This is a genomic window from Demequina gelatinilytica (genome assembly GCF_000971115.1).
Taxonomy (GTDB): Bacteria; Actinomycetota; Actinomycetes; order Actinomycetales; family Demequinaceae; genus Demequina; species Demequina gelatinilytica.
In genome coordinates this window covers 50448-70192 of the sequence record NZ_BBLV01000017.1, presented here as the reverse complement: position 1 = coordinate 70192, position 19745 = coordinate 50448, and the positions used below count along the sequence as shown (strand labels likewise).

At 69.7% G+C, this 19745-nt stretch carries 11 protein-coding genes and 1 tRNA gene; 3 read left to right on the top strand and 9 right to left on the bottom strand.

Translation table 11 applies throughout. The features are described 5' to 3' along the window. Nucleotides 1-100 precede the first annotated feature (100 nt). Nucleotides 101-718 carry an ANTAR domain-containing response regulator gene (locus AOM00_RS12895; protein WP_062518177.1) on the bottom strand — a complete coding sequence of 206 codons (618 nt, stop codon included), beginning with the start codon at nucleotides 716-718 and terminating at the stop codon, nucleotides 101-103. 33 nt (nucleotides 719-751) lie between these two features. Between AOM00_RS12895 and AOM00_RS12890 the strand changes: the two genes are divergently transcribed. From AOM00_RS12890 to AOM00_RS12880, 3 genes are all read left to right on the top strand, one after another. Further along, nucleotides 752-825 (top strand) — tRNA-Leu (locus tag AOM00_RS12890). A 71-nt stretch (nucleotides 826-896) separates the two neighbouring features. Continuing rightward, nucleotides 897-1385 carry a methylglyoxal synthase gene (locus AOM00_RS12885; RefSeq protein WP_062518176.1) on the top strand — a complete coding sequence of 163 codons (489 nt, stop codon included), beginning with the start codon at nucleotides 897-899 and terminating at the stop codon, nucleotides 1383-1385. A 175-nt stretch (nucleotides 1386-1560) separates the two neighbouring features. Beyond that, a complete protein-coding gene (locus AOM00_RS12880) occupies nucleotides 1561-2922 on the top strand; it encodes an alpha/beta hydrolase-fold protein (RefSeq protein WP_062518175.1) in 1362 nt (453 codons plus the stop codon). Between the two features lie 96 nt (nucleotides 2923-3018). Here AOM00_RS12880 and AOM00_RS15275 read toward each other — a convergent pair whose 3' ends face one another. From AOM00_RS15275 to trpC, 8 genes are all read right to left on the bottom strand, one after another. After that, the gene (locus AOM00_RS15275) at nucleotides 3019-8010 is read right to left on the bottom strand and encodes an alpha-L-arabinofuranosidase family protein (RefSeq protein ID WP_169746858.1); all 4992 of its coding nucleotides are present in this window, start codon (nucleotides 8008-8010) and stop codon (nucleotides 3019-3021) included. Nucleotides 8011-8456: 446 nt separating this feature from the next. Next, complete coding sequence (pyk, locus tag AOM00_RS12870; RefSeq protein ID WP_062518174.1) at nucleotides 8457-9875, bottom strand: pyruvate kinase; 1419 nt, start codon at nucleotides 9873-9875, stop codon at nucleotides 8457-8459. Between the two features lie 18 nt (nucleotides 9876-9893). Next, a complete protein-coding gene (locus tag AOM00_RS12865) occupies nucleotides 9894-11360 on the bottom strand; it encodes a glutamate synthase subunit beta (RefSeq protein WP_062518173.1) in 1467 nt (488 codons plus the stop codon). Beyond that, entirely contained in the window at nucleotides 11353-15888 is a 4536-nt protein-coding gene (gene gltB / locus AOM00_RS12860; protein ID WP_062518172.1) for a glutamate synthase large subunit, read from the bottom strand. Before gltB ends, AOM00_RS12865 begins: the two co-directional genes overlap by 8 nt. 123 nt (nucleotides 15889-16011) lie before the next feature. Further along, the gene (gene lgt / locus AOM00_RS12855) at nucleotides 16012-16941 is read right to left on the bottom strand and encodes a prolipoprotein diacylglyceryl transferase (RefSeq protein ID WP_062518171.1); all 930 of its coding nucleotides are present in this window, start codon (nucleotides 16939-16941) and stop codon (nucleotides 16012-16014) included. Beyond that, the gene (gene trpA, locus AOM00_RS15850; RefSeq protein ID WP_062518170.1) at nucleotides 16938-17726 is read right to left on the bottom strand and encodes a tryptophan synthase subunit alpha; all 789 of its coding nucleotides are present in this window, start codon (nucleotides 17724-17726) and stop codon (nucleotides 16938-16940) included. Before trpA ends, lgt begins: the two co-directional genes overlap by 4 nt. Then, a complete protein-coding gene (gene trpB / locus AOM00_RS15845; protein ID WP_062518169.1) occupies nucleotides 17723-18937 on the bottom strand; it encodes a tryptophan synthase subunit beta in 1215 nt (404 codons plus the stop codon). Before trpB ends, trpA begins: the two co-directional genes overlap by 4 nt. Then, on the bottom strand, nucleotides 18934-19743 hold the full coding sequence (gene trpC, locus AOM00_RS12840; protein ID WP_062518168.1) for an indole-3-glycerol phosphate synthase TrpC: 810 nt from the start codon (nucleotides 19741-19743) through the stop codon (nucleotides 18934-18936). The genes trpB and trpC overlap by 4 nt, the downstream gene beginning before the upstream one ends. Nucleotides 19744-19745 lie beyond the last annotated feature (2 nt).

The window sequence follows — 19745 nt, the reverse complement described above, 5'->3', positions numbered from 1 at the left end:
CCCCGGCGGTAACCGTCACGCTAGCGAAGGAAGATTTCACGTTCGCGTCGTGTCCATCACGATTTCGTGACACAACCCAGCGCGCACGTGGGCGTTTGCGCTACTTTCCGCCCATCTGCTCGATGACCGCCTCGGCCACCTCTCGCATGGTGAGACGGCGATCCATCGAGGTCTTCTGGATCCAGCGGAAGGACTCGGGCTCGTTGAGCTTCATCTTCTCCATGAGGAGGCCCTTCGCGCGCTCGACCTTCTTGCGCGTCTCCATGCGCTCGTTGATATCGGCGATCTCCGACTCGAGCGCGCGGATCTCGACGTAGCGCGAGGCGGCGATCTCCACCGCCGGCAGCAGGTCCCCCGGCGTGAACGGCTTGACCACGTAGGCCATGGCACCGGCATCGCGCGCGCGCTCGACCAGCTCGGTCTGCGAGAACGCGGTCAGCAGGACCACGGGGGCGATGCGCTCCTTCGCGATGATCTCCGCCGCGGTGATGCCGTCCATCACGGGCATCTTGACGTCCATGACGACCACGTCCGGCTTGTGCTCGCGCGCGAGCTCGACGCCCTCCTCGCCGTTGGCGCCCTCGCCGACGACGTCGTAGCCGCCCTCACGGAGCGTCTCGACGATGTCCATGCGGATCAGCGCCTCGTCCTCCGCGACGACCGCGCGACGCGCGCGCTTGGTGGGCTGGGTCTCCTGCTCCGGCTTGGGAGTGTCCATGTCATCAGTCACAGGCGCTAGCCTAGTGCCCTCGCCCCGGTAGCCCAACTGGCAGAGGCACGCGGCTCAAACCCGCGGTGTTGTGGGTTCGAATCCCACCCGGGGTACTCGCCGCCCATGCGCCGACGCATGCGGCATCCATGCCTCGCCCGGGACCATCCCGTGACATGCTCGACGCGTGAGCAGAGACGACACCTCCCCCAGCAACGCCCCCGCGCGACAGCTCCACATCGCGCTCGTGGCGCACGACAACAAGAAGGCCGAGCTCCTCGAGTGGGCCTCGTTCAACAAGGGGTCGCTGGCCCCGCACGAGCTGTACGCGACCGGCACCACGGGCACCATGCTCGAGTACGAGCTCGGGATCAAGGTCCACCGGTTCCTGTCCGGCCCCGTGGGAGGCGACCAGCAGATCGGCGCGAAGATCGCCGAGGGCGCGCTCGACATGCTGATCTTCTTCTGGGACCCCCTCGAGCCGCAGCCCCACGACCCCGATGTGAAGGCGTTGCTGCGCCTGGGTGCCCTGTGGAACATCCCGATCGCGTCGAACGTCGCGACGGCCGACTTCCTCATCTCCTCCCCCCTGTTCCGCGACGGCTACGAGCGCAAGGTGCCCGATCTGGGTCCGCGCGACTGGGAGGCCATGCGTCCCGGCGAGGACCAGGACTGACGCGTCCCGGGCCGCAGATCTTGCGGCGAACACGACAGTTCGTGCATTCAGGCACTGTGGGACAAACCCTCGCTCATCGGGATCGCTAGCGTCCCGAACGTCGGCCGGGCTCATCCCCGGCCGGCGTCCCGACGAAGACGCCGGGACACAGCGATCTCAACGAGGAGAAGCACCCATGCCAGTTCCGTGGACCCGTACCGCGGCGGTCACCACCGCCGCGATCGCCGTGACCGCGTGCGGCGCCGCCGCATCGGCGAGCCCCGCGCACGACGCCGACGCGAGCGTCGTCGACGCGACGGTGATCACCGAGGTGGCGCCGTCCGGCCTCAAGGTGACGGCGATCGCGGTCGAGTACGACCGCGTGCTAAGGCTCGGCGGCACCGGCGTCGACGTCGATGCGTTCGATGTCGAGGTCGACCTGGGCGCGGGCGGCATCGCCCCGCTCGTCGGCGAGCGGACCGTGACCGCCGCCTACACCAGCGGCTCGCCGGACATCACCGGCAAGCAGCGCGCGGGCCGCTACGTGATCCTCGAGCTCGACGAGGACGATGCGGCCGCGACCGCCTCCTACGTCAACTGGTCGACCACCATCACGCACTACTACGACCTCACGGGCGGCTACACCGTGGCCCAGGTGGGCGACATCGTGTCGCCTCGCATCACTGTCGAGGCGCAGCCCGGGAACGTCGTGGCCAACAGCGACGTGGCGAACCTGCTCATCGACGAGTACGCGTCGGGCACTCTCGCGACGGACGCAGGCCCGGTGCTCGACTACCGCTACTACACGCCCGAGACGAACGGCCAGAAGAAGGGCAAGAAGTACCCGCTGGTCGTCTCGCTTCACGGCTTCGGCGAGAGCGGGTCGAACAACTTCAGCCAGCTCGCGGGCAACCAGATCTCCACCGTCTTCGCCTCGGACGAGCGGCAGCTGACGGACCCCGCCTACGTCCTGTCGCCGCAGGCGGACCCGTTCGACGGCACCAAGGGCGCGTGGTGGGCCCCGCAGATGCAGGAGGCCGTGGTCGACCTTGTCGAGGACTTCATCGCCTCGCACCCGGACGTCGACACCTCGCGCGTCTACCTCACGGGCCTGTCGATGGGCTCGTACGGCTCGTGGGCGATCCTCGGTGAGCACAGCGACCTGTTCGCGGGCGCCGTCGTGGTCTGCGGCGGCGGCGTCGCCGATGTCGAGGCGGCTGCCGCGGAGCTCGCGGACCTCCCGATCTGGGCCGTGCACTCCGAGGACGACTTCGTGGTCGACTACTACGCCGACGGCTCGGACTTCCGCGTGTTCGAGGCGTTCGAGGCCGCCGGCACGCCCGTGGTGTGGACCGAGTGGTCCGGCCTGCTCGCCGACGACGCGCAGGAGGCCCTGGCCAAGGCCGCCGTCAAGGAGGCGCGCCACACCGGCAGCGCGCACCTGTTCACCACCATCGAGTCCGGCACGACGCCGATCTTCAGCCACCTGTCATGGATCCCGACGTACTCCAACGACGTGATCCTCGACTGGCTGTTCGACCAGGACCAGGACCGCTAGCGCAGGACGGCCGCGCATCGTCCCACCAGGATGCGTTGCCGCGCAGAGAGGCCCCGCCGGCGTCCGCCGACGGGGCCTCTCGTCATCCCCGAGGAATCAGGCCTTGGTCTTCACCACCTTCGCCTTGGTCGCCTGGGGCTCCTCCCCCGGCCGATGCGCCGGGCACGGGTTCGGCTTGTCCCAACCCTTGGCACGCAGCTCGAAGGTCGCGGTCACCCCGGTCGACGCCGGCGCTCCCGCCACCGTCGCCGTCGCCGCGTAGCAGGTGCCGGCCTCCCTCTTGTCCGTCTTCCAGATGTAGACGAACTGTCCGGAGCGCTGGTCGTACCGGATCCGCGACGAGTCGACGACCACGCCGTCGCCCGCCTCGGACGGGTCGGCGCCGCACTCCATCTCCGCGACCTCGACCCGCACCTGCCCCGGATCGGTGATCGCCTCGCCGGCGAGCTCCGCGGAGAACTTCAACGGGACCGCGCTGCCTGCCTGCACGACGTTGACGTCGCGCATGTCGACAGGCGGGGCGAAGCCCGTGACCTTCGCGGTGCTGATCCGCAGGAACGTCACCGAGTTGCCCGGGAACGTCCACTCGAACTGCGACGCGATGCCGTCGACCGTGGTGGTCTCGGGCTTGACGGGGGTCGAGACCCGCGTGTTGACCGCCGCCTGCTTCGCGACGATCTGCGTCATCTCGGCCTCGGAGGCCACGAACCGCTCCCCGAGGTCGATCTGCGTGGTCGCGGCGCGGCGCTGCGCGTTCACGACCTTGAGGATGAGGTCACCGGTCGCATCGTCCTCGGTGAGGACCTGGGCGAACGGCTCGGTCACCGCGTCGTCGTCGAACGAACCCTCGAGCACGCCATCGAGGTAGAGGTCCACATGGGTCCCCCGCACCGAGATGGTGATGTCGTACTCGTGACCGGTCTCGACGCTGCGGCCCTCCTGCGCGAACAGGGTCTCCTTCGCGCCGTCGGTCGCCTTCTCGATGACCTGACGGGTGTTGTTCCACCCGCCGAGGTTCCACCAGTAGAAGTTGCCCGAGTCCTTGACCCCGAAGCCGATGAGGAAGCCCTCGGCGCCGGAGATCTTGGTGGCCTTGAGGTTGAGGTCGTACTCCTCCGCCTCGAACGACGGCGCCGAGACCAGCGTGTTGAGCGCGCTGGTGCTCGACTGGACGTAGGCGCCGTCCTGCACCGCCCACGAGCCGATGCCCGCCAGGGAGGTCCAGCCGTCGGCGTCGCCGTCGTCGAAGTCGTCCTCGAAGATGACGTTGCCGTCGGGGTCGGTCACGGTGACGTCGTCGTAGCTCGCCGCGGTGGCCCACGTGGAGAGGCCCACGGTGCCGCCGATCGGCGTCGGCTCGATGACGTCCCCGGTCGCGTCGGTCGGGATGACCCGGTCGCCCACGTTGTTCATGAAGAGCTTCTGAACCTCGTAGTCGGCCGAGCCCCACGACTCGTCGTTGTCGAACCAGATCATGTCGGGCGACCACTGGTAGTGGCTCGCGTTCGCGAGCAGCGGCGCGTAGGACGCCATCTGCACCACGTCCGCGTTGCGCTCGAGACCCGTCATGTAGGCGGCCTCCGACAGCGCGTTGAACCAGCGGTTGTCGAGCGAGGCGTACTCGCCGACCCACACCAGCGGACCCTCACGGTCGTACGAGTCGTAGCGATCGTTGTTCTGGAGGAACCAGCTGGGGCTGTTGTAGTAGTGCTCGTCCACCATGTCGACATCGTTCGCGACGTTCTGCTCCCAGTGGAGGTCGAACGAGGCGCCCTGGTCGTCGGGACCGGAGTTGGAGATCACCATCACGTCCGGGTAGACGGCCTGGATCGCGTCCCGGAACTGCACGAAGTTCTCGATGAACTCCACCGGGTAGTTCTCCTCGTTGCCCACCTCGAGGCGATCGAGCCCGAACGGCTCGGGGTGACCCATCTCCGCGCGGACCGCACCCCACTCGGTGGTGGCGTCGCCGCGCGCGAACTCGATGAGGTCGAGCGCGTCCTGGATGTGGCGGTCGAGCAGCTCCTGGTTGTCGTACTGGCCCGCGATGAGCGACTGGCCGCAGCCGTTCATGAGCGCCGGCACCACCGGGACCGCCATCGCGCCGATGTCCTCGGCGAACTGGAAGTACTCGTAGTAGCCGAGGCCGTAGGACTGGTTGTAGCCCCAGAAGTTGGTGTTGGTGGCCCGCTCCTCGACCGGGCCGATGGTGTCCTTCCACTGGTAGGAGCGCGAGCGCTCGTAGTCGGAGTCCTCGTCGTAGCCGAGGTGGCTGTCGACGTTGACGATGCAGCCGCCCGGGAAGCGGATGAAGCCCGGGTCGAGGGCCTCGATCTTCTCCGCGAGGTCCTTGCGCAGACCGTTGGTCCGGCCCTTGTACGTGTCCTCGGGGAACAGCGAGACCATGTCGAGCCGGAGCGTGCCGGTACCGCCCGCCTGGACGTCGAGGCGTCCGGACGTGGTGGTGGACGATGCGGTGAGCACGCCCTCGTACTTGGCCCAGCCGTCGTCGCCGACGGTGAGCGCGAGGGTGTCGGACAGCGCCGCGCCGTCCGCGTCCACCAGGGACACCGTCAGCGGTGTGCCGGCCTCCGCGGTGGTGCGGGCGAACACGGAGAAGTCGTACAGCGCCCCCTCCTTCAGGGCGACGCCGTCGAATCCGCCGTTGCGCACGCCGTACGTGCCCCCGTCGGGGTTGTCGAGCTCGACCTGGAGGTACGTGCGGTTGCGCTCGTTGAGGTGCTCGTCGTCGTTCACGGTGGTGGCCGTGCCCGCGCCGTCGCCGGTGGCCGTGGTCGACCATGCGGTCATGCCGGTGTAGGACGAGTTGTCGATGGGCAGGAACTCGAAGGATCGGTTCCGCACGAGCTCCGCGTAGAGCCCGCCGTCGGCCGCCCAGTTGATGTCCTCGAAGAACACGCCGTACATGCTGTCGGGGATCTCCGCGCCCGTCGCCGCATCGTCCACCGTGATGGTGTACTCCGCGGGCTCGTCGTCCGGGTACGCGGCCAGCAGGGCCGCCTGCTCATCGGCCGTGATGGGCAGCACGGTGCCGTGACGAGCGCTCGACGGGAGCTGGGCCGACGGGATCGACGTCCAGTCGCCCGAGGCGATGTCGTCGGTCTCGAACAGCATGTAGCCCTCGCCGCCGTGGTAGCTCGGCTGGTCGATCAGCATGTACCAGTGGCCGGGCTGCTCGTTGTCCTCGAACACCGTCGGGCCCTCGCCCTGCGTGAACGTGCCGCCCCACGGGTTGGGCTCGCCCACGCCGATGTGCTCCTTGACCAGCTGCCAGCCCTCGGAGCCCTCCGTGGGAAGGGTGCCGGACACCGTCGCGGTCAGGTCGGTCGAGCGCTCCTGGCGGATGTCGAACGTGGCCTCGTCCTTGATGAAGCGGTAGTAGGTTCCGCCGTCCTCGACCACCGTCGCGTCGATCATGCCGCGACCCGTGCCCCGCTTGACGTCGACCCACACCTGCGGCGCGGTGAACGTCACGAAGTCACGCGTGGTGACGTACATCATGCGGTTGTAGGTGGTGGTGTAGTCGCGGGACGTCGTGTCGGAGGTCTCGTAGAGGTTCGATGCCCAGTAGACGACGTACTCCCCCGCGTCGGCGTCGTAGAACGCCTCGGGGGCCCACGTGTTGCCCGCGAGGTCGCTCGACACCGTGATGGACCGCTGCGCGCTCCACGTCACCAGGTCGTCCGACTCCCACACGTTGAGGCGACGGCTGCCCGTCTCCTGCGCGGTGCCGAAGTCGTAGCTGCCGTAGCGGTCGAACATGTTGAGGTCCGTCGACAGCATGTAGAAGCGGTCGCCCTCGGGAGAGCGGATGATGAACGGGTCGCGGATGCCCTCCTCGCCCATGGTCGACTGGAGCACCGACTCCGCGTTGTTGAGCTCCTTCCAGCTCGTCGGGTCGTCGCCCACGCTCGTCGCGAAGTAGATCTCCTCGCCCACCGTGCTGGACTCGCCCTCGAAGTACGGGAAGAAGTAGCCCTCGTAGTCGGCATCCGCCGGCAGCGGGGCGACCGTCGCCTCGAGGACCTTGACCTCGGCGACCTCGCCCTTGGTGACGGTCGCGGTGAGCGTCACGGTCGCGGGGTCCGCACCCGTGGCAGGACGCGTCACCTCGCCGGTGGCGGTGATGACGGACTCGTCCGAGGACTCCCAGGTGATCGACGAGCCGTTCGCCCCGGCGGACGCGAGCGTGATGTTGCCGCGCACGTCGTCGAGGTTCGGGATGGTCAGCGCCGCGAGGTCGGCCGCGACGGCCTCCTCGTCGGTGAGGTCGCCGACGAAGAGCTCCGTGACCTGGGCGTCGGAGAGCGCCTCGGTGTAGATGGCGACGTCGCGGACCCCGCCCGCGTAGAACATGTCGGGGTAGGACGAGCGGCCGATGTACGCGACCAGGTCCGTGCCGAAGTCGCTCACGGTGCGGGTGGTCGCCACCGTGCCGACCTTCTCGCCGTCGAGGTAGCCGGTGATCGACGTCGGGGTGATGACCGTGGTGTACATCTGCCAGGCCCCGGGGTCCGTCACGGGCCCCGCGATCCCCTTGGCGGCGTCGGTCGGGCTGATCCCCACCTCCGTCCACCACGGCGCGGCCGCGTCGAGGGAGCCTGTGATGACGGTCTTGAAGCGACCGTCGCTCGGCGTCGCGGGGTTGAGGAGCCAGTACTGGCTCGGCAGGGTCTCCGTGGTGCCGAAGAACATGGCCGCGTAGTAGCCGGTCCCGGTCTGGTTGCGCAGCCACGTGTTGATGGTGACCGTGTCCTGACCGTCGAACATGCCGGTCGGCATCTGGACGTAGGCGGCGCCGCTGCCGCTCGCGCCGCCGGGCAGGGTGAGCACATCGCCATCGATGCTCGCGCCGGAGCCGATGATGCTGGCGTCGTTGCCGTTGCCGCTCGCGTCGGGCACCGTGGTGCCGTCGCTCGCGGAGAAGTCGTACTGGGCCAGCAGCGTCGCGGTCACCGCCGCGCGTGCCGGCCCGGCCGGATACTGGAGCGCGATCACGAGCGCCGCGATCATCGCCGTCGTGAGCAGCGCCGTGAACCGGCGCCGCTCCCCGAGGGTGGCTGTCATCTGTCTTCTCCTCCTGAGGTGGGATGCACGGCTACGGGCGCGCGCCATCGCGCGCCGCGCCGTCGGCTGAGGGTTGCCCCGACGGGCCTGATGCCGCGCATGGGTCGACCGTGACGGGAGCCCGCCGCGCATCGTCCATGCCTACGTCCTCCTTGACGTTCGACACCCGCCCGCACCCGGGTGGCGTGCCACCCGGTACCGCAGATGTGATCGCTCACTTTCGCGGACCCATCTGCCCCCTACGGCTGTGTAGGGGTGGAGGTTCGCGAATTGTGCGCGTTCACACAGTTACGCATCCTTGCGAGGTTTCGCCCGCTTTGTCAATCGTTGTAGACGACTTCCGTCGGTCGGATCGTTTCGACCCCCGAACGTCCTTCGCCCCGGGAGGACGACGAAGGGCCCCGCCGGCCGAAGCCGACGGGGCCCTCGCTCAGGGATGCTGGCGCTTAGCCGCGCACCTGGCCGACCTTGTGCACGAAGATCGAGTTCGTGGTGCCGGGCACGCCCACCGGGGTGCCCGAGACGACGACCACGTACTCGCCGTCGACGGCGCGACCCGAGGACTTGAGGTAGCCGTCCACGAGGTTCACCATCTCGTCCGTCGACTCGACCTTCTCGACGAGCTCCGCCTGGATGCCCCACGAGAGCGCGAGGCGCTTCTGGGTGTCCGCCGAGGGCGTGAACGCGATCATCGGGGTCGAGGGACGCAGGCGCGACATGCGCAGCGCCGAGTCGCCCGACTGCGTGAAGGTGACGATGTACTTGATGTCGAGGTTCTCGGCGATCTCGGCGGCCGCGTGCGTGATGGCGCCACCGCGGGTGTGCGGCGTCGACAGGTACGGCGCGATGCGCGAGTAGCCCTTCTCCTCGGTGTTCTTGACGATGCGGGCCATGGTCTCGACCGTGACGATCGGGTAGTCGCCCACCGAGGTCTCGCCCGAGAGCATGACCGCGTCGGTGCCGTCGAGGATCGCGTTGGCGCAGTCGGAGGTCTCCGCACGCGTCGGGACCGGCGAGTGCGTCATCGACTCGAGCACCTGCGTGGCGACGATGACCGGCTTGGCCTGCGAGCGGCACAGCTCGATCGCGCGCTTCTGGACCAGAGGCACCTCCTCGAGCGGGAGCTCGACGCCCAGGTCGCCACGGGCGACCATGACGCCGTCGAACGCGTCGACGATCTCGGCGAGGTTCTCGACCGCCTGCGGCTTCTCGACCTTGGCGATCACGGGGACCGTGCGGCCCTCCTCGTTCATGATGCGGGCGACGTCCTCGTAGTCCGCCGCGTTGCGCACGAACGACAGCGCGATGAAGTCCGCGCCGAGCTTGAGGCCCCAACGCAGGTCGGCCTCGTCCTTGTCCGACATCGCCGGCACGGAGACCGCGACGCCGGGCAGGTTGATGCCCTTGTTGTTCGACACGGGGCCCGGCACGACGACCTTGGTGATCACGTCGGTGTCGGTGACCTCGGTCACCTCGAGGCGGACCTTGCCGTCGTCGATGAGGAGCGTGTCGCCGGGGTTGCAGTCGCCCGGGAGCCCCTTGAACGTGGTGCCGCAGATGTCCTTGGTGCCCTCGACATCACGCGTGGTGATGGTGAACACGTCGTCCACCGCGAGCTCGTGCGGGCCGTTCGCGAACTTCTCGAGACGGATCTTCGGCCCCTGGAGGTCGACGAGCACGGCGACGTTGCGGCCGGTCTCCTCCGCCGCCTGACGGATGTTGCGGTAGACCTGCTCGTGCTCCTCGGCGGAGCCGTGGCTGCGGTTGATACGGGCGACGTCCATACCCGCCCCCACGAGCTTGCGCATCTGGTCGATCGGCGCGGTGGCCGGTCCGATCGTGCAGACAATCTTCGCGTTACGCATGTTCTCCAACCTTGGTATTCAGGCGCGAAGCGCCGTTGTGTGCGCCGTCACCGGCGCCGGGAGCTCGGTGCTCCCTGTCAAGTATTCATCGATGGCGGCTGCAGCCGCCCGGCCTTCCGCGATCGCCCAGACCACGAGCGAGGCGCCGCGACCGGCATCGCCGGCCACGAACACACCGTCCTGGGTGGTCGCGTAGTTGTGAGCCCGCTCGATCTGAGCGCGCGGGGTCAACGCTACTTGCGACTGTGCCTGCAGGTTCGTGACCTCAGGCCCAGTGAAGCCCATCGCGATGAGCACAAGGTCCGCGGGGATCTCGCGCTCGGTCCCCGGAGTGGGGGTGCGGGAGCCATCGGCGTTGTACTGGGTCACGGCGACCTTCAGCGCTGTCACGTGACCATTGTCATCACCGATGAACTCCACCGTCGAGGCGAGATAGTCGCGCTCACCTCCCTCCTCGTGGCTCGAGGACACCTCGAAGAGGCGCGGGTCGGTGGGCCACGGCTGGCTCGTCGGCCGCTCCGTCGGGGGCTTCTTGCCGATCGCGAGGGTGGTGACGCTCGCCGCACCCTGGCGCAGGGCGGTGCCGATGCAGTCCGAGCCGGTGTCGCCGCCGCCGATCACGATGACGTGCTTGCCGCTCGCGTGGATCTGGTCCGCGACCTCCTCGCCCGCGACCACCTGGTTGCCCTGGTACAGGTACGGCATCGCGTAGTGGATGCCGTCGAGCTCGCGGCCCGGCAGCGGCAGGTCGCGCGGCACCGGGGCGCCGGTCGCGATGAGGACCGCGTCGTAGCGCGCACGGAGGTCGTCCCACGTGATGTCCTCGCCGATGGTGATGCCCGTGCGGAAGCGCGTGCCCTCGCGCTCCATCTGCACCACACGCCGGTCGATGACGTGCTTCTCCATCTTGAAGTCCGGCACGCCGTAGCGGAGCAGGCCGCCCACGCGGTCGTCCTTCTCGTACACCGCGACGGTGTGACCGGCACGCGTGAGCTGCTGCGCGGCGGCCAGGCCCGCGGGCCCCGAGCCCACCACGGCCACCGTCTTGCCGGTGTGGCGCTGCGCGATGTGCGGCGTGACGTTGCCGTCCTCGAACGCGTGCTCGATGATCTCGACCTCGACGTTCTTGATGGTCACGGCAGGCTGGTTGATGCCCAGGACGCAGGACGTCTCGCACGGGGCCGGGCAGATGCGGCCCGTGAACTCGGGGAAGTTGTTGGTCGCGTGCAGACGCTCGATCGCATCGGCGTACTGGCCGCGCCACACGAGGTCGTTCCACTCGGGGATGAGGTTGCCCAGCGGGCAGCCCTGGTGGCAGAACGGGATGCCGCAGTCCATGCAGCGGCCCGCCTGGCGCTTGAGCACCACCTCGTCACGCCCGAGCTCGTCCTTCACCTCGGCCCAGTCGCGCAGGCGCACGGGGACGGGGCGATACGCGGGGACCTCGCGCTCGCGAACCTTCAGGAATCCACGCGGGTCAGCCACCCGTCACCTCCAGGAACTCGGCCCACGCGCCGGGAGCGGAGAGGTCCCCGCCCTTCGCATCGAGCTCGGCCAGCGCCTCACGGACGCGTGCGTACTGTGCCGGCAGGACGCGCGTGAAGCGCGCCACCGTCATGCCCCAGTCGGCCAGCAGCTCTCGGGCCACCGGCGACTGCGTCTCCTGCTCGAACCGCTCGATCAGCGTGCGGACGATCACCTGGTCCTCGGCGTCGAGCGCGCTCAGCGTGAGCTCGCCCGAGGCGATGGCCTGCGCGTTGACACGCTCCGGCCGGAGATCGAGCACATACGCCGTACCGCCCGACATGCCCGCGCCCAGGTTGCGGCCGGTGCGGCCCAGGATCACGGCCGTGCCGCCCGTCATGTACTCGAGACCGTGGTCGCCCACGCCCGAGACGACCGCGGTCGCTCCCGAGTTGCGCACCAGGAAGCGCTCGCCCACCTGACCACGCAGGAGGATCTCGCCGCCGGTCGCGCCGTAGCCGACCACGTTGCCCGCGATCACGTCGCGGGTCTCGTCGAGCATCGACTCGCGCGCCGGGCGCACGATGACGCGGCCGCCGGACAGGCCCTTCGCCACGTAGTCGTTGGTGTCGCCCTCGAGGCGCAGCGTGATGCCGCGCGGGACGAACGCACCGAACGACTGGCCGGCGCTGCCCGTGAAGGTCACGTCGATCGTGTCGTCCTCGAGCCCCGCTCCCCTGTACCGGCGCGTGACCTCGTAGCCGAGCATCGTGCCCACGGTGCGGTTGATGTTGCGCACCTCGCGCGAGATCCGCACCGGCTCGCCGCGCTCGAGCGCCGGCTCGGCCTCGGCGATGAGCTCGTTGTCGAGCGCCGCCTCGAGGCCGTGGTCCTGCGTGGTCGCGTTGAGCAGCGCGGCGCCCTCCTTGGGGCGCGCGAGCACCGGCGCGAGGTCGAGCCCCTGCGCCTTCCAGTGGTCGATCGCGGCACGGGTCTCGAGCGCCTCGACGTGGCCCACCGCCTCCGCGATCGAGCGGAAGCCGAGCGCCGCGAGGTGCTCGCGGACCTGCTGCGCGACGAACTCGAAGAACGTCTCGACGAACTCGGGCTTGCCGGAGAAGCGCGAGCGGAGCTCGGGGTTCTGCGTCGCCACGCCCACCGGGCACGTGTCGAGGTGGCACACGCGCATCATGATGCAGCCGGACACCACCAGCGGAGCGGTCGCGAACCCGAACTCCTCGGCCCCCAGGAGCGCCGCCACGACCACGTCGCGGCCGGTCTTGAGCTGGCCGTCGACCTGGACCACGATGCGGTCGCGGAGGTCGTTGAGCACCAGGGTCTGCTGGGTGTCGGCCAGACCGATCTCCCACGGGGCGCCCGCGTGCTTGAGGGAGTTGAGCGGGCTCGCTCCCGTGCCGCCGTCGTGACCCGAGATGAGCACCACATCGGACTTGCACTTCGCGACGCCGGCCGCGATGGTCCCGACGCCGACCTCGGCCACGAGCTTCACGTGGACGCGTGCCTTCGGGTTCGCGTTCTTCGCGTCGTGGATGAGCTGCTTGAGGTCCTCGATCGAGTAGATGTCGTGGTGGGGCGGCGGGGAGATGAGCCCCACGCCGGGCGTCGAGTGACGCGTCTGCGCGACCCACGGGTAGACCTTGTTGCCCGGGAGCTGGCCGCCCTCGCCGGGCTTGGCCCCCTGCGCGAGCTTGATCTGTATGTCGTCGGCGTTGACCAGGTACTCGCTGGTGACACCGAAGCGGCCCGACGCGATCTGCTTGATCGCGCTGCGACGCTCGGGGTCGTAGAGCCGGTCCACGGACTCGCCGCCCTCGCCCGTGTTCGACTTGCCGCCCAGGCGGTTCATGGCCACCGCGAGGGTCTCGTGGGCCTCCTGCGAGATCGAGCCGTAGGACATCGCACCCGTGTTGAAGCGCTTGACGATCTCGCTGATCGGCTCGACCTCGTCGATGTCGACGGGCGTACGACCCGAGTTGAACTCGAGCAGGCCGCGCAGGGTCATCGCGCGCTTGGACTGGTGGTCGACGCGGTCCGTGTACTGCTGGAACACGTCGTACTGACGCGTGCGGGTCGAGTGCTGGAGCTTGAAGACCGTCTCCGGGTCGAACAGGTGCTCCTCGCCGTCGCGGCGCCACTGGTACTCGCCGCCCGTCCGCAGGGTCTGGTGCGGCGGGAGCTCGCCCGACGCGGGATAGGCGTCGGCGTGGCGTGCCTCGACCTCGGCCGCGATGACGTCGAGGCCCACCCCGTCGATCTGCGAGGGCGTGCCGTTGAAGTGGAGGTCCACCAGCTCCTTCGACAGGCCGATCGCCTCGAAGACCTGTGCGCCGCGGTACGACGCCATGGTGGAGATGCCCATCTTGGACATGATCTTCAGGACGCCCTTGCCGAGCGCCTTGATGAGGTTGTATGTGGCCTGCGCCGGCGTGATGTCCCCCAGGTAGCCGCGCTTGGTGAGGTCCTCGACCGTCTCCATCGCGAGGTAGGGGTTGACGCAGCCCGCGCCGTAGCCGATGAGCAGCGCGACGTGGTGCACCTCGCGCACGTCGCCGGCCTCGACGACCATCGACAGCTGCGTGCGGCGGTGGGTACGCACCAGGTAGTGGTGCACCGCGGAGGTCAGCAGCAGCGAAGGGATGGGCGCGAGGTCGGGGTTCGAGTCGCGGTCCGACAGCACCAGGAAGGACACGCCGTCCTCGATCGCCTCGTCCACCTCGCGGAAGATCTCCGCGAGGCGCGCGTCGAGCGCCTCCGCACCGCCCTTGACCGGGTACAGGCCGCGGATCTTGCGGGACGAGAACATGCCGCGACGCTTGGGGTCGCGATCGATGTGCAGGATCTTCGCGAGCTCGTCGTTGTCGATCACCGGGAAGTCGATGATGATCTTGCGAGCGTGCTCGGGCGTCGCGTCGAGCAGGTTCGGCTCGGGGCCAAGCGCGCCGCCGGTCGCGGTGACGATCTCCTCGCGGATCGAGTCGAGCGGCGGGTTGGTCACCTGCGCGAACATCTGCACGAAGTAGTCGAACAGGAGGCGCGGGCGCTGCGACAGCACCGCGATCGGGGTGTCCGAGCCCATCGCGCCGATGGGCTCGATGCCCTCCTTCGCCATGGGGCCGAGCAGGATCTTCAGCTCCTCCTCGGTGTACCCGAAGGCGCGCTGGCGGCGCTGGACCGAGCGGGCCGAGTGGGAGATGTGCTCACGGTCGGGGACCTCGGACAGGCGGATGGCGTTGTCGGCCACCCACTGCTCGTAGGGCTGCTCCGACGCGAGGGCGGACTTGATCTCCTCGTCCTCGACGATGCGGCCCTCACGCGTGTCGACCAGGAACATGCGGCCGGGCTGCAGGCGGCCCTTGCGCACCACCTTCGCCGGGTCGATGTCGAGCAGGCCCGCCTCGGAGCCGCACACGACGAGGCCGTCGTCGGTCACCCAGAAGCGTCCCGGGCGCAGGCCGTTGCGGTCGAGCGTGGCGCCGATCACGGTGCCGTCGGTGAAGTGCAGCGCGGCGGGGCCGTCCCACGGCTCCATGAGGGCCGAGTGGTACTCGTAGAACGCGCGGCGGGCCGGGTCCATGGACTCGTTGTTCTGCCACGCCTCGGGGATCATCATGAGGAGCGCGTGGTGGATGGGGCGCCCGCCCAGGTGGAGCAGCTCGAGGACCTCGTCGAAGGATGCGGTGTCCGAGGCGCTCGGGGTGCACACCGGCATGAGCGGGGCCATGTCGCCGAGCAGCTCCGAGCGGAGGGTGCCCTCGCGCGCCGCCATCCAGTTGCGGTTTCCGCGCACCGTGTTGATCTCACCGTTGTGCGCGATGCCGCGCAGCGGCTGCGCGAGCGGCCACGACGGGAAGGTGTTGGTCGAGAAGCGGGAGTGGACCAGCGCCAGCTCGGACGCGAACAGCGGGTGCAGGACGTCCGGGAACACCTGCTCGAGCTGGTACGTGGTGAGCATGCCCTTGTAGGTCAGGGTGCGGCTGGACAGCGATGCGAAGAACGGTCCCCCGTTGCTCTCGGCGCGCTTGCGCACGCGGTACGCACGGCGGTCGAGGTCGATGCCGGACAGCCCGTCCGCCGCAAGGAACAGCTGGCGGAAGGTGGGCATCGCGCCCCGCGCGCTCGGGCCCAAGGGCTCCGGGTTCACCGGGACGTCGCGCCAGCCGATGACGCGCACGCCCTCGATCTGCGCGGCCCGCTCGACCGCCGCGACCTCGGCGGCCTCCTGGCCGGGGGTGAGGAAGGCGATGCCCACGGCGTACTCGCCGGCGGCGGGCAGCTCGACGCCCGCGACCTCGCGCAGGAAGGCGTCAGGCACCTGGGTGAGGAGGCCGGCGCCGTCGCCGGTCTCGGTCTCGGCGCCCACGGCGCCGCGGTGCTCGAGGTTCTTCAGCGCGGTGAGGCCGGCATCGACGATGTCCCTGCCCGCCGTGCCGCGGAGGGTCGCGACGAAGGCGACGCCACACGCGTCATGCTCGTATGCGGGGTCGTAGAGCCCCGCTGCGGGCTGGGGAGCGCCAAGATGCGCGACCATCACACCGTCCTTAAGCGTCCCCGCGCACACGGGGACATTCGTAGATTTCGGGGCGCCTTCGACCCGGTGTTGACACGGGCGTTCAGCCTATCGCGAACGCCCTCCGACGGGAAAACCCCCGCCTCACTCCCTTGCGGGGTCGTCGCCGGGGGTGTCGGCGACGTCGGACGGCACGTCGTCATCGGTCAAGGCGGCGTCCTCAGGGTGCGGGACGCGTGCCGCGAGCTGCGACCGATCCGGTCGCACGGCAGCCTTGCGTTGACGCAATCCTAGGGCCACGAAGGCGAGGGTCGAGCCAGCGAGCGCGATGAGGGAGACCCACTCGTTGATACGCAGGGGGCCGATGTGCACCGCATCGTCGATGCGGACGTGCTCGATCCACAGGCGGCCCGACACGTAGACCATGACGTAGAGCCAGAACACCCGTCCGCCTCGCAGGTCGAGCTTCTTGTCGAGGTAGATGATGAGCGCCGCGCCCGCGAGGTTCCACAGCAGCTCGTACAGGAACGTCGGATGGAACGTCGCGAACTGCTCGTAGCCCTCGGGTCGGAACGCGGGATCGATCTCGAGCGCCCACGGCAGGTCCGTGGGCCGTCCGAAGAGCTCCTGGTTGAAGTAGTTGCCCATGCGCCCGATCGCCTGCGCGATCAGCACACCGGGCGCGGCGGAGTCCGCGAAGGCGGTGAAGCTCGCCCCGGTGCGGCGCGCACCGATCCAGGCGCCGAGCGCGCCCAGCGCGACGGCGCCCCAGATACCCAGGCCGCCCTCCCAGATCTTCAGCGCGTCCCACGGGTTGCCGTCCGGGCCCCAGTACGGCGCCGGGGTGGTGATGACGTGGTAGATCCGCCCGCCGAGGATGCCGAACGGGATCGCCCAGAAGGCGATGTCCCACACTGCCTCGGGATCGCCGCCGCGCTCGACCCACCGGCGCGACGTGAGCCACAGCGCCACGAAGATGCCGAGCAGGATCCACAGCGCGTACGCGTGGATGGTGAGCGGGCCGATGCTGAACGAGCTCCACTCGATCGGCGGGCTGGGGATGGACGCGGTCATCGGGCTGCGCGCACCCCCTCGGCGAGCTCGGTCACCTTGGCGCGCAGGCGCTCGAGGTCGCCTTCGTCGCCGAGAGCGCGCACCAGCGCCGTGCCGACGATGACGCCGTCGGCATAGCCGGCGATCTCGGCCGCCTGGGCGCCCGTCGCGACCCCGACACCGATGCAGACGCGCTCGGCGCCGGCGTCGCGCGCGCCCTTGACCACCCGCTCGGCGGCGTCGCCGACCGACGCGCGCTCACCGGTGACACCCATGAGCGGCGTCGCGTAGACGAAGCCGGTCGAGGCGTCGCACGTGAGCTGCATGCGCTCACGCGTGGTCGACGGCGCGACCAGGAAGATCGTGTCGACACCCTCCTCGCGCGCCGCGTCCACCCAGGCGGGGGCGGCGTCCGGCGTGAGGTCGGGCGTGATGACGCCCGCTCCCCCGGCGGCCTTGAGGTCCGCAGCGAAACGGGACCAGCCGCGCTGGAGCATGAGGTTCGCGTAGCTCATCACCACGGGCACCGCGCCAGCCTCGGCGACGACGCTCACGGCCGCGAACGCATCGTCCACCTTGACGCCGCCCTCGAGGGCGCGCGCGGCGGCATGCTGGATCATCGGCCCGTCGAGCACCGGGTCCGAGTAGGGCGGCCCGACCTCGACGATGTCGCAGCCGGCCTCGACCAGGACACGCATCGCGGCGAGCGACGTCGCGACATCGGGGTAGCCGACCGGCAGGTAGCCGACGAGCGCGGCACGCCCCTCGGCCTTGCACGCGTCGAGGCGGTCGGTCAGCGCGCTCACGCGGTCTCCTCGTCCTCGGGAAGCATCTCGAACCAGCGCGCGGCCTGCTCGACGTCCTTGTCGCCGCGCCCGGACAGCGTCACCAGCAGCGTCGCCCCCGGGCCGAGCTCGCGGCCCAGGCGGATCACGCCGGCGAGCGCGTGCGCGGACTCGATCGCGGGCAGGATGCCCTCCGTCCGGGTGAGGAGGCGGAACGCCTCCATGGCCTCGGCGTCCGTGACGGGCCAGTACTCCGCGCGGCCGATGCTCGACAGCCACGTGTGCTCGGGCCCGACGCCCGGGTAGTCGAGCCCCGCGGAGATCGAGTGCGACGGCTGCGTCTGACCGTCCTCGTCCTGCAGGATGTAGGACATCGAGCCGTGGAGGATGCCCGGGCGGCCGCCCGTGAGGGTCGCGGCGTGACGGCCGGTCTCGACGCCGTCGCCCGCGGCCTCGCAGCCGATGAGGCGCACGTCCGCATCGTCGAGGAAGGCGTCGAACGAGCCGATCGCGTTCGAGCCGCCGCCCACGCATGCGAGGACCGCATCGGGGAGCCCGCCGAGCGCGAGCATCTGGGCACGCGCCTCGACCGAGATGACGCGCTGGAAGTCGCGCACCATCGCAGGGAAGGGGTGCGGGCCCGCCGCGGTGCCGAACACGTAGTTGGTGGTCTCGACGTTCGCGACCCAGTCGCGGAACGCCTCGTTGATCGCGTCGCGCAGGGTGCGCGTACCGGTCGCGACGGGGATGACCTCGGCGCCCAGGAGGCGCATACGGGCGACGTTGAGCGACTGGCGCTCCGTGTCCTCCTCGCCCATGTAGATCACGCAGTCGAGGCCCATCAGCGCCGCGGCGGTCGCGGTGGCGACGCCGTGCTGGCCGGCCCCGGTCTCCGCGATCACGCGGGACTTGCCCAGGCGCTTGGTCAGCAGCGCCTGGCCGAGGACGTTGTTGATCTTGTGCGAGCCCGTGTGGTTGAGGTCCTCGCGCTTGAGGAGCACGCGCGCGCCGCCGCAGTGGGCCGCGAAGCGCGGCACCTCGGTGACGATCGACGGCCGTCCCGTGTACTCACGTGCGAGCCTCTCGAGCTCGCCGGTGAACTCCGGATCGATGCGCGCCTTGTCGTAGGCGTCGGTGAGCTCGTCGAGCGCCGCCATGAGCGCCTCGGGCACGAACCTGCCGCCGAACTCGCCGAAGTAGGGCCCGGGGGCCTCCTGGAGGGAGCCCGTCACGGACGGACCGACCGCAGCGCGGGGTGGGCGCCGGCGGCGACCATCTCGGCCACCGTCGCACGCGGGTCCCGGTCCTTGACCAGGGCCTCGCCCACGAGCACCGCATCGGCGCCCTGACGTGCGTACTGCACCACGTCGTGGCTGTCGCGCACCCCGGACTCGGCGATGCGCAGGATGCCGTCCGGGATGGTCGGCGCGACACGCGCGAACGTGTTGCGGTCCACCTCGAGCGTGCGGAGGTTGCGCGCGTTGACGCCGATCACGGTCGCGCCGGCGTCGGCGGCCCGCTTGACCTCCTCCTCGTCATGCACCTCGACCAGCGCGAGCATCCCGAGCGAGTGGACGCGCTCGATGAGGCTCTCGAGCGCGAGCTGCTCGAGCGCCGCGACGATGAGCAGGACCACGTCCGCCCCGTGGGCGCGCGCCTCCCACACCTGGTAGGGGGTCACGATGAAGTCCTTGCGCAGGATGGGCACGTCCACCTTCGCGCGGACCTCGTCGAGGTCCTGGAGCGAGCCGTTGAAGCGGCGCTGCTCCGTCAGGACGGAGATGACCGAGGCGCCGCCCGCGGCGTACTCGGTGGCCAGGAGCGCGGGATCCGTGATGTCCGCGAGCTCGCCCTTCGACGGGCTCGAGCGCTTGACCTCGGCGATGATGCCGACCTGGTCCTGCGCGAGGATCGCCCGGGCGTCGAGCGCCTCGGGCAGCCGTGCGGCGCGCTCCTTGAGCGCGTCCATGGTCGTCAGCTCCTTGCGGACCTCGAGGTCCTCCAGGACTCCTGAGACGATGCTGTCAAGTACGCTCACGC

Excerpts from the sequence above, each read along its gene's own strand:
- AOM00_RS12895 (WP_062518177.1), bottom strand. The coding sequence starts at position 718 with ATGGACACTCCCAAGCCGGAGCAGGAGACCCAGCCCACCAAGCGCGCG.
- AOM00_RS12880 (WP_062518175.1), top strand. The coding sequence starts at position 1,561 with ATGCCAGTTCCGTGGACCCGTACCGCGGCGGTCACCACCGCCGCGATC.
- AOM00_RS15275 (WP_169746858.1), bottom strand. The coding sequence starts at position 8,010 with ATGACAGCCACCCTCGGGGAGCGGCGCCGGTTCACGGCGCTGCTCACG.
- pyk (WP_062518174.1), bottom strand. The coding sequence starts at position 9,875 with ATGCGTAACGCGAAGATTGTCTGCACGATCGGACCGGCCACCGCGCCG.
- gltB (WP_062518172.1), bottom strand. The coding sequence starts at position 15,888 with ATGGTCGCGCATCTTGGCGCTCCCCAGCCCGCAGCGGGGCTCTACGAC.
- lgt (WP_062518171.1), bottom strand. The coding sequence starts at position 16,941 with ATGACCGCGTCCATCCCCAGCCCGCCGATCGAGTGGAGCTCGTTCAGC.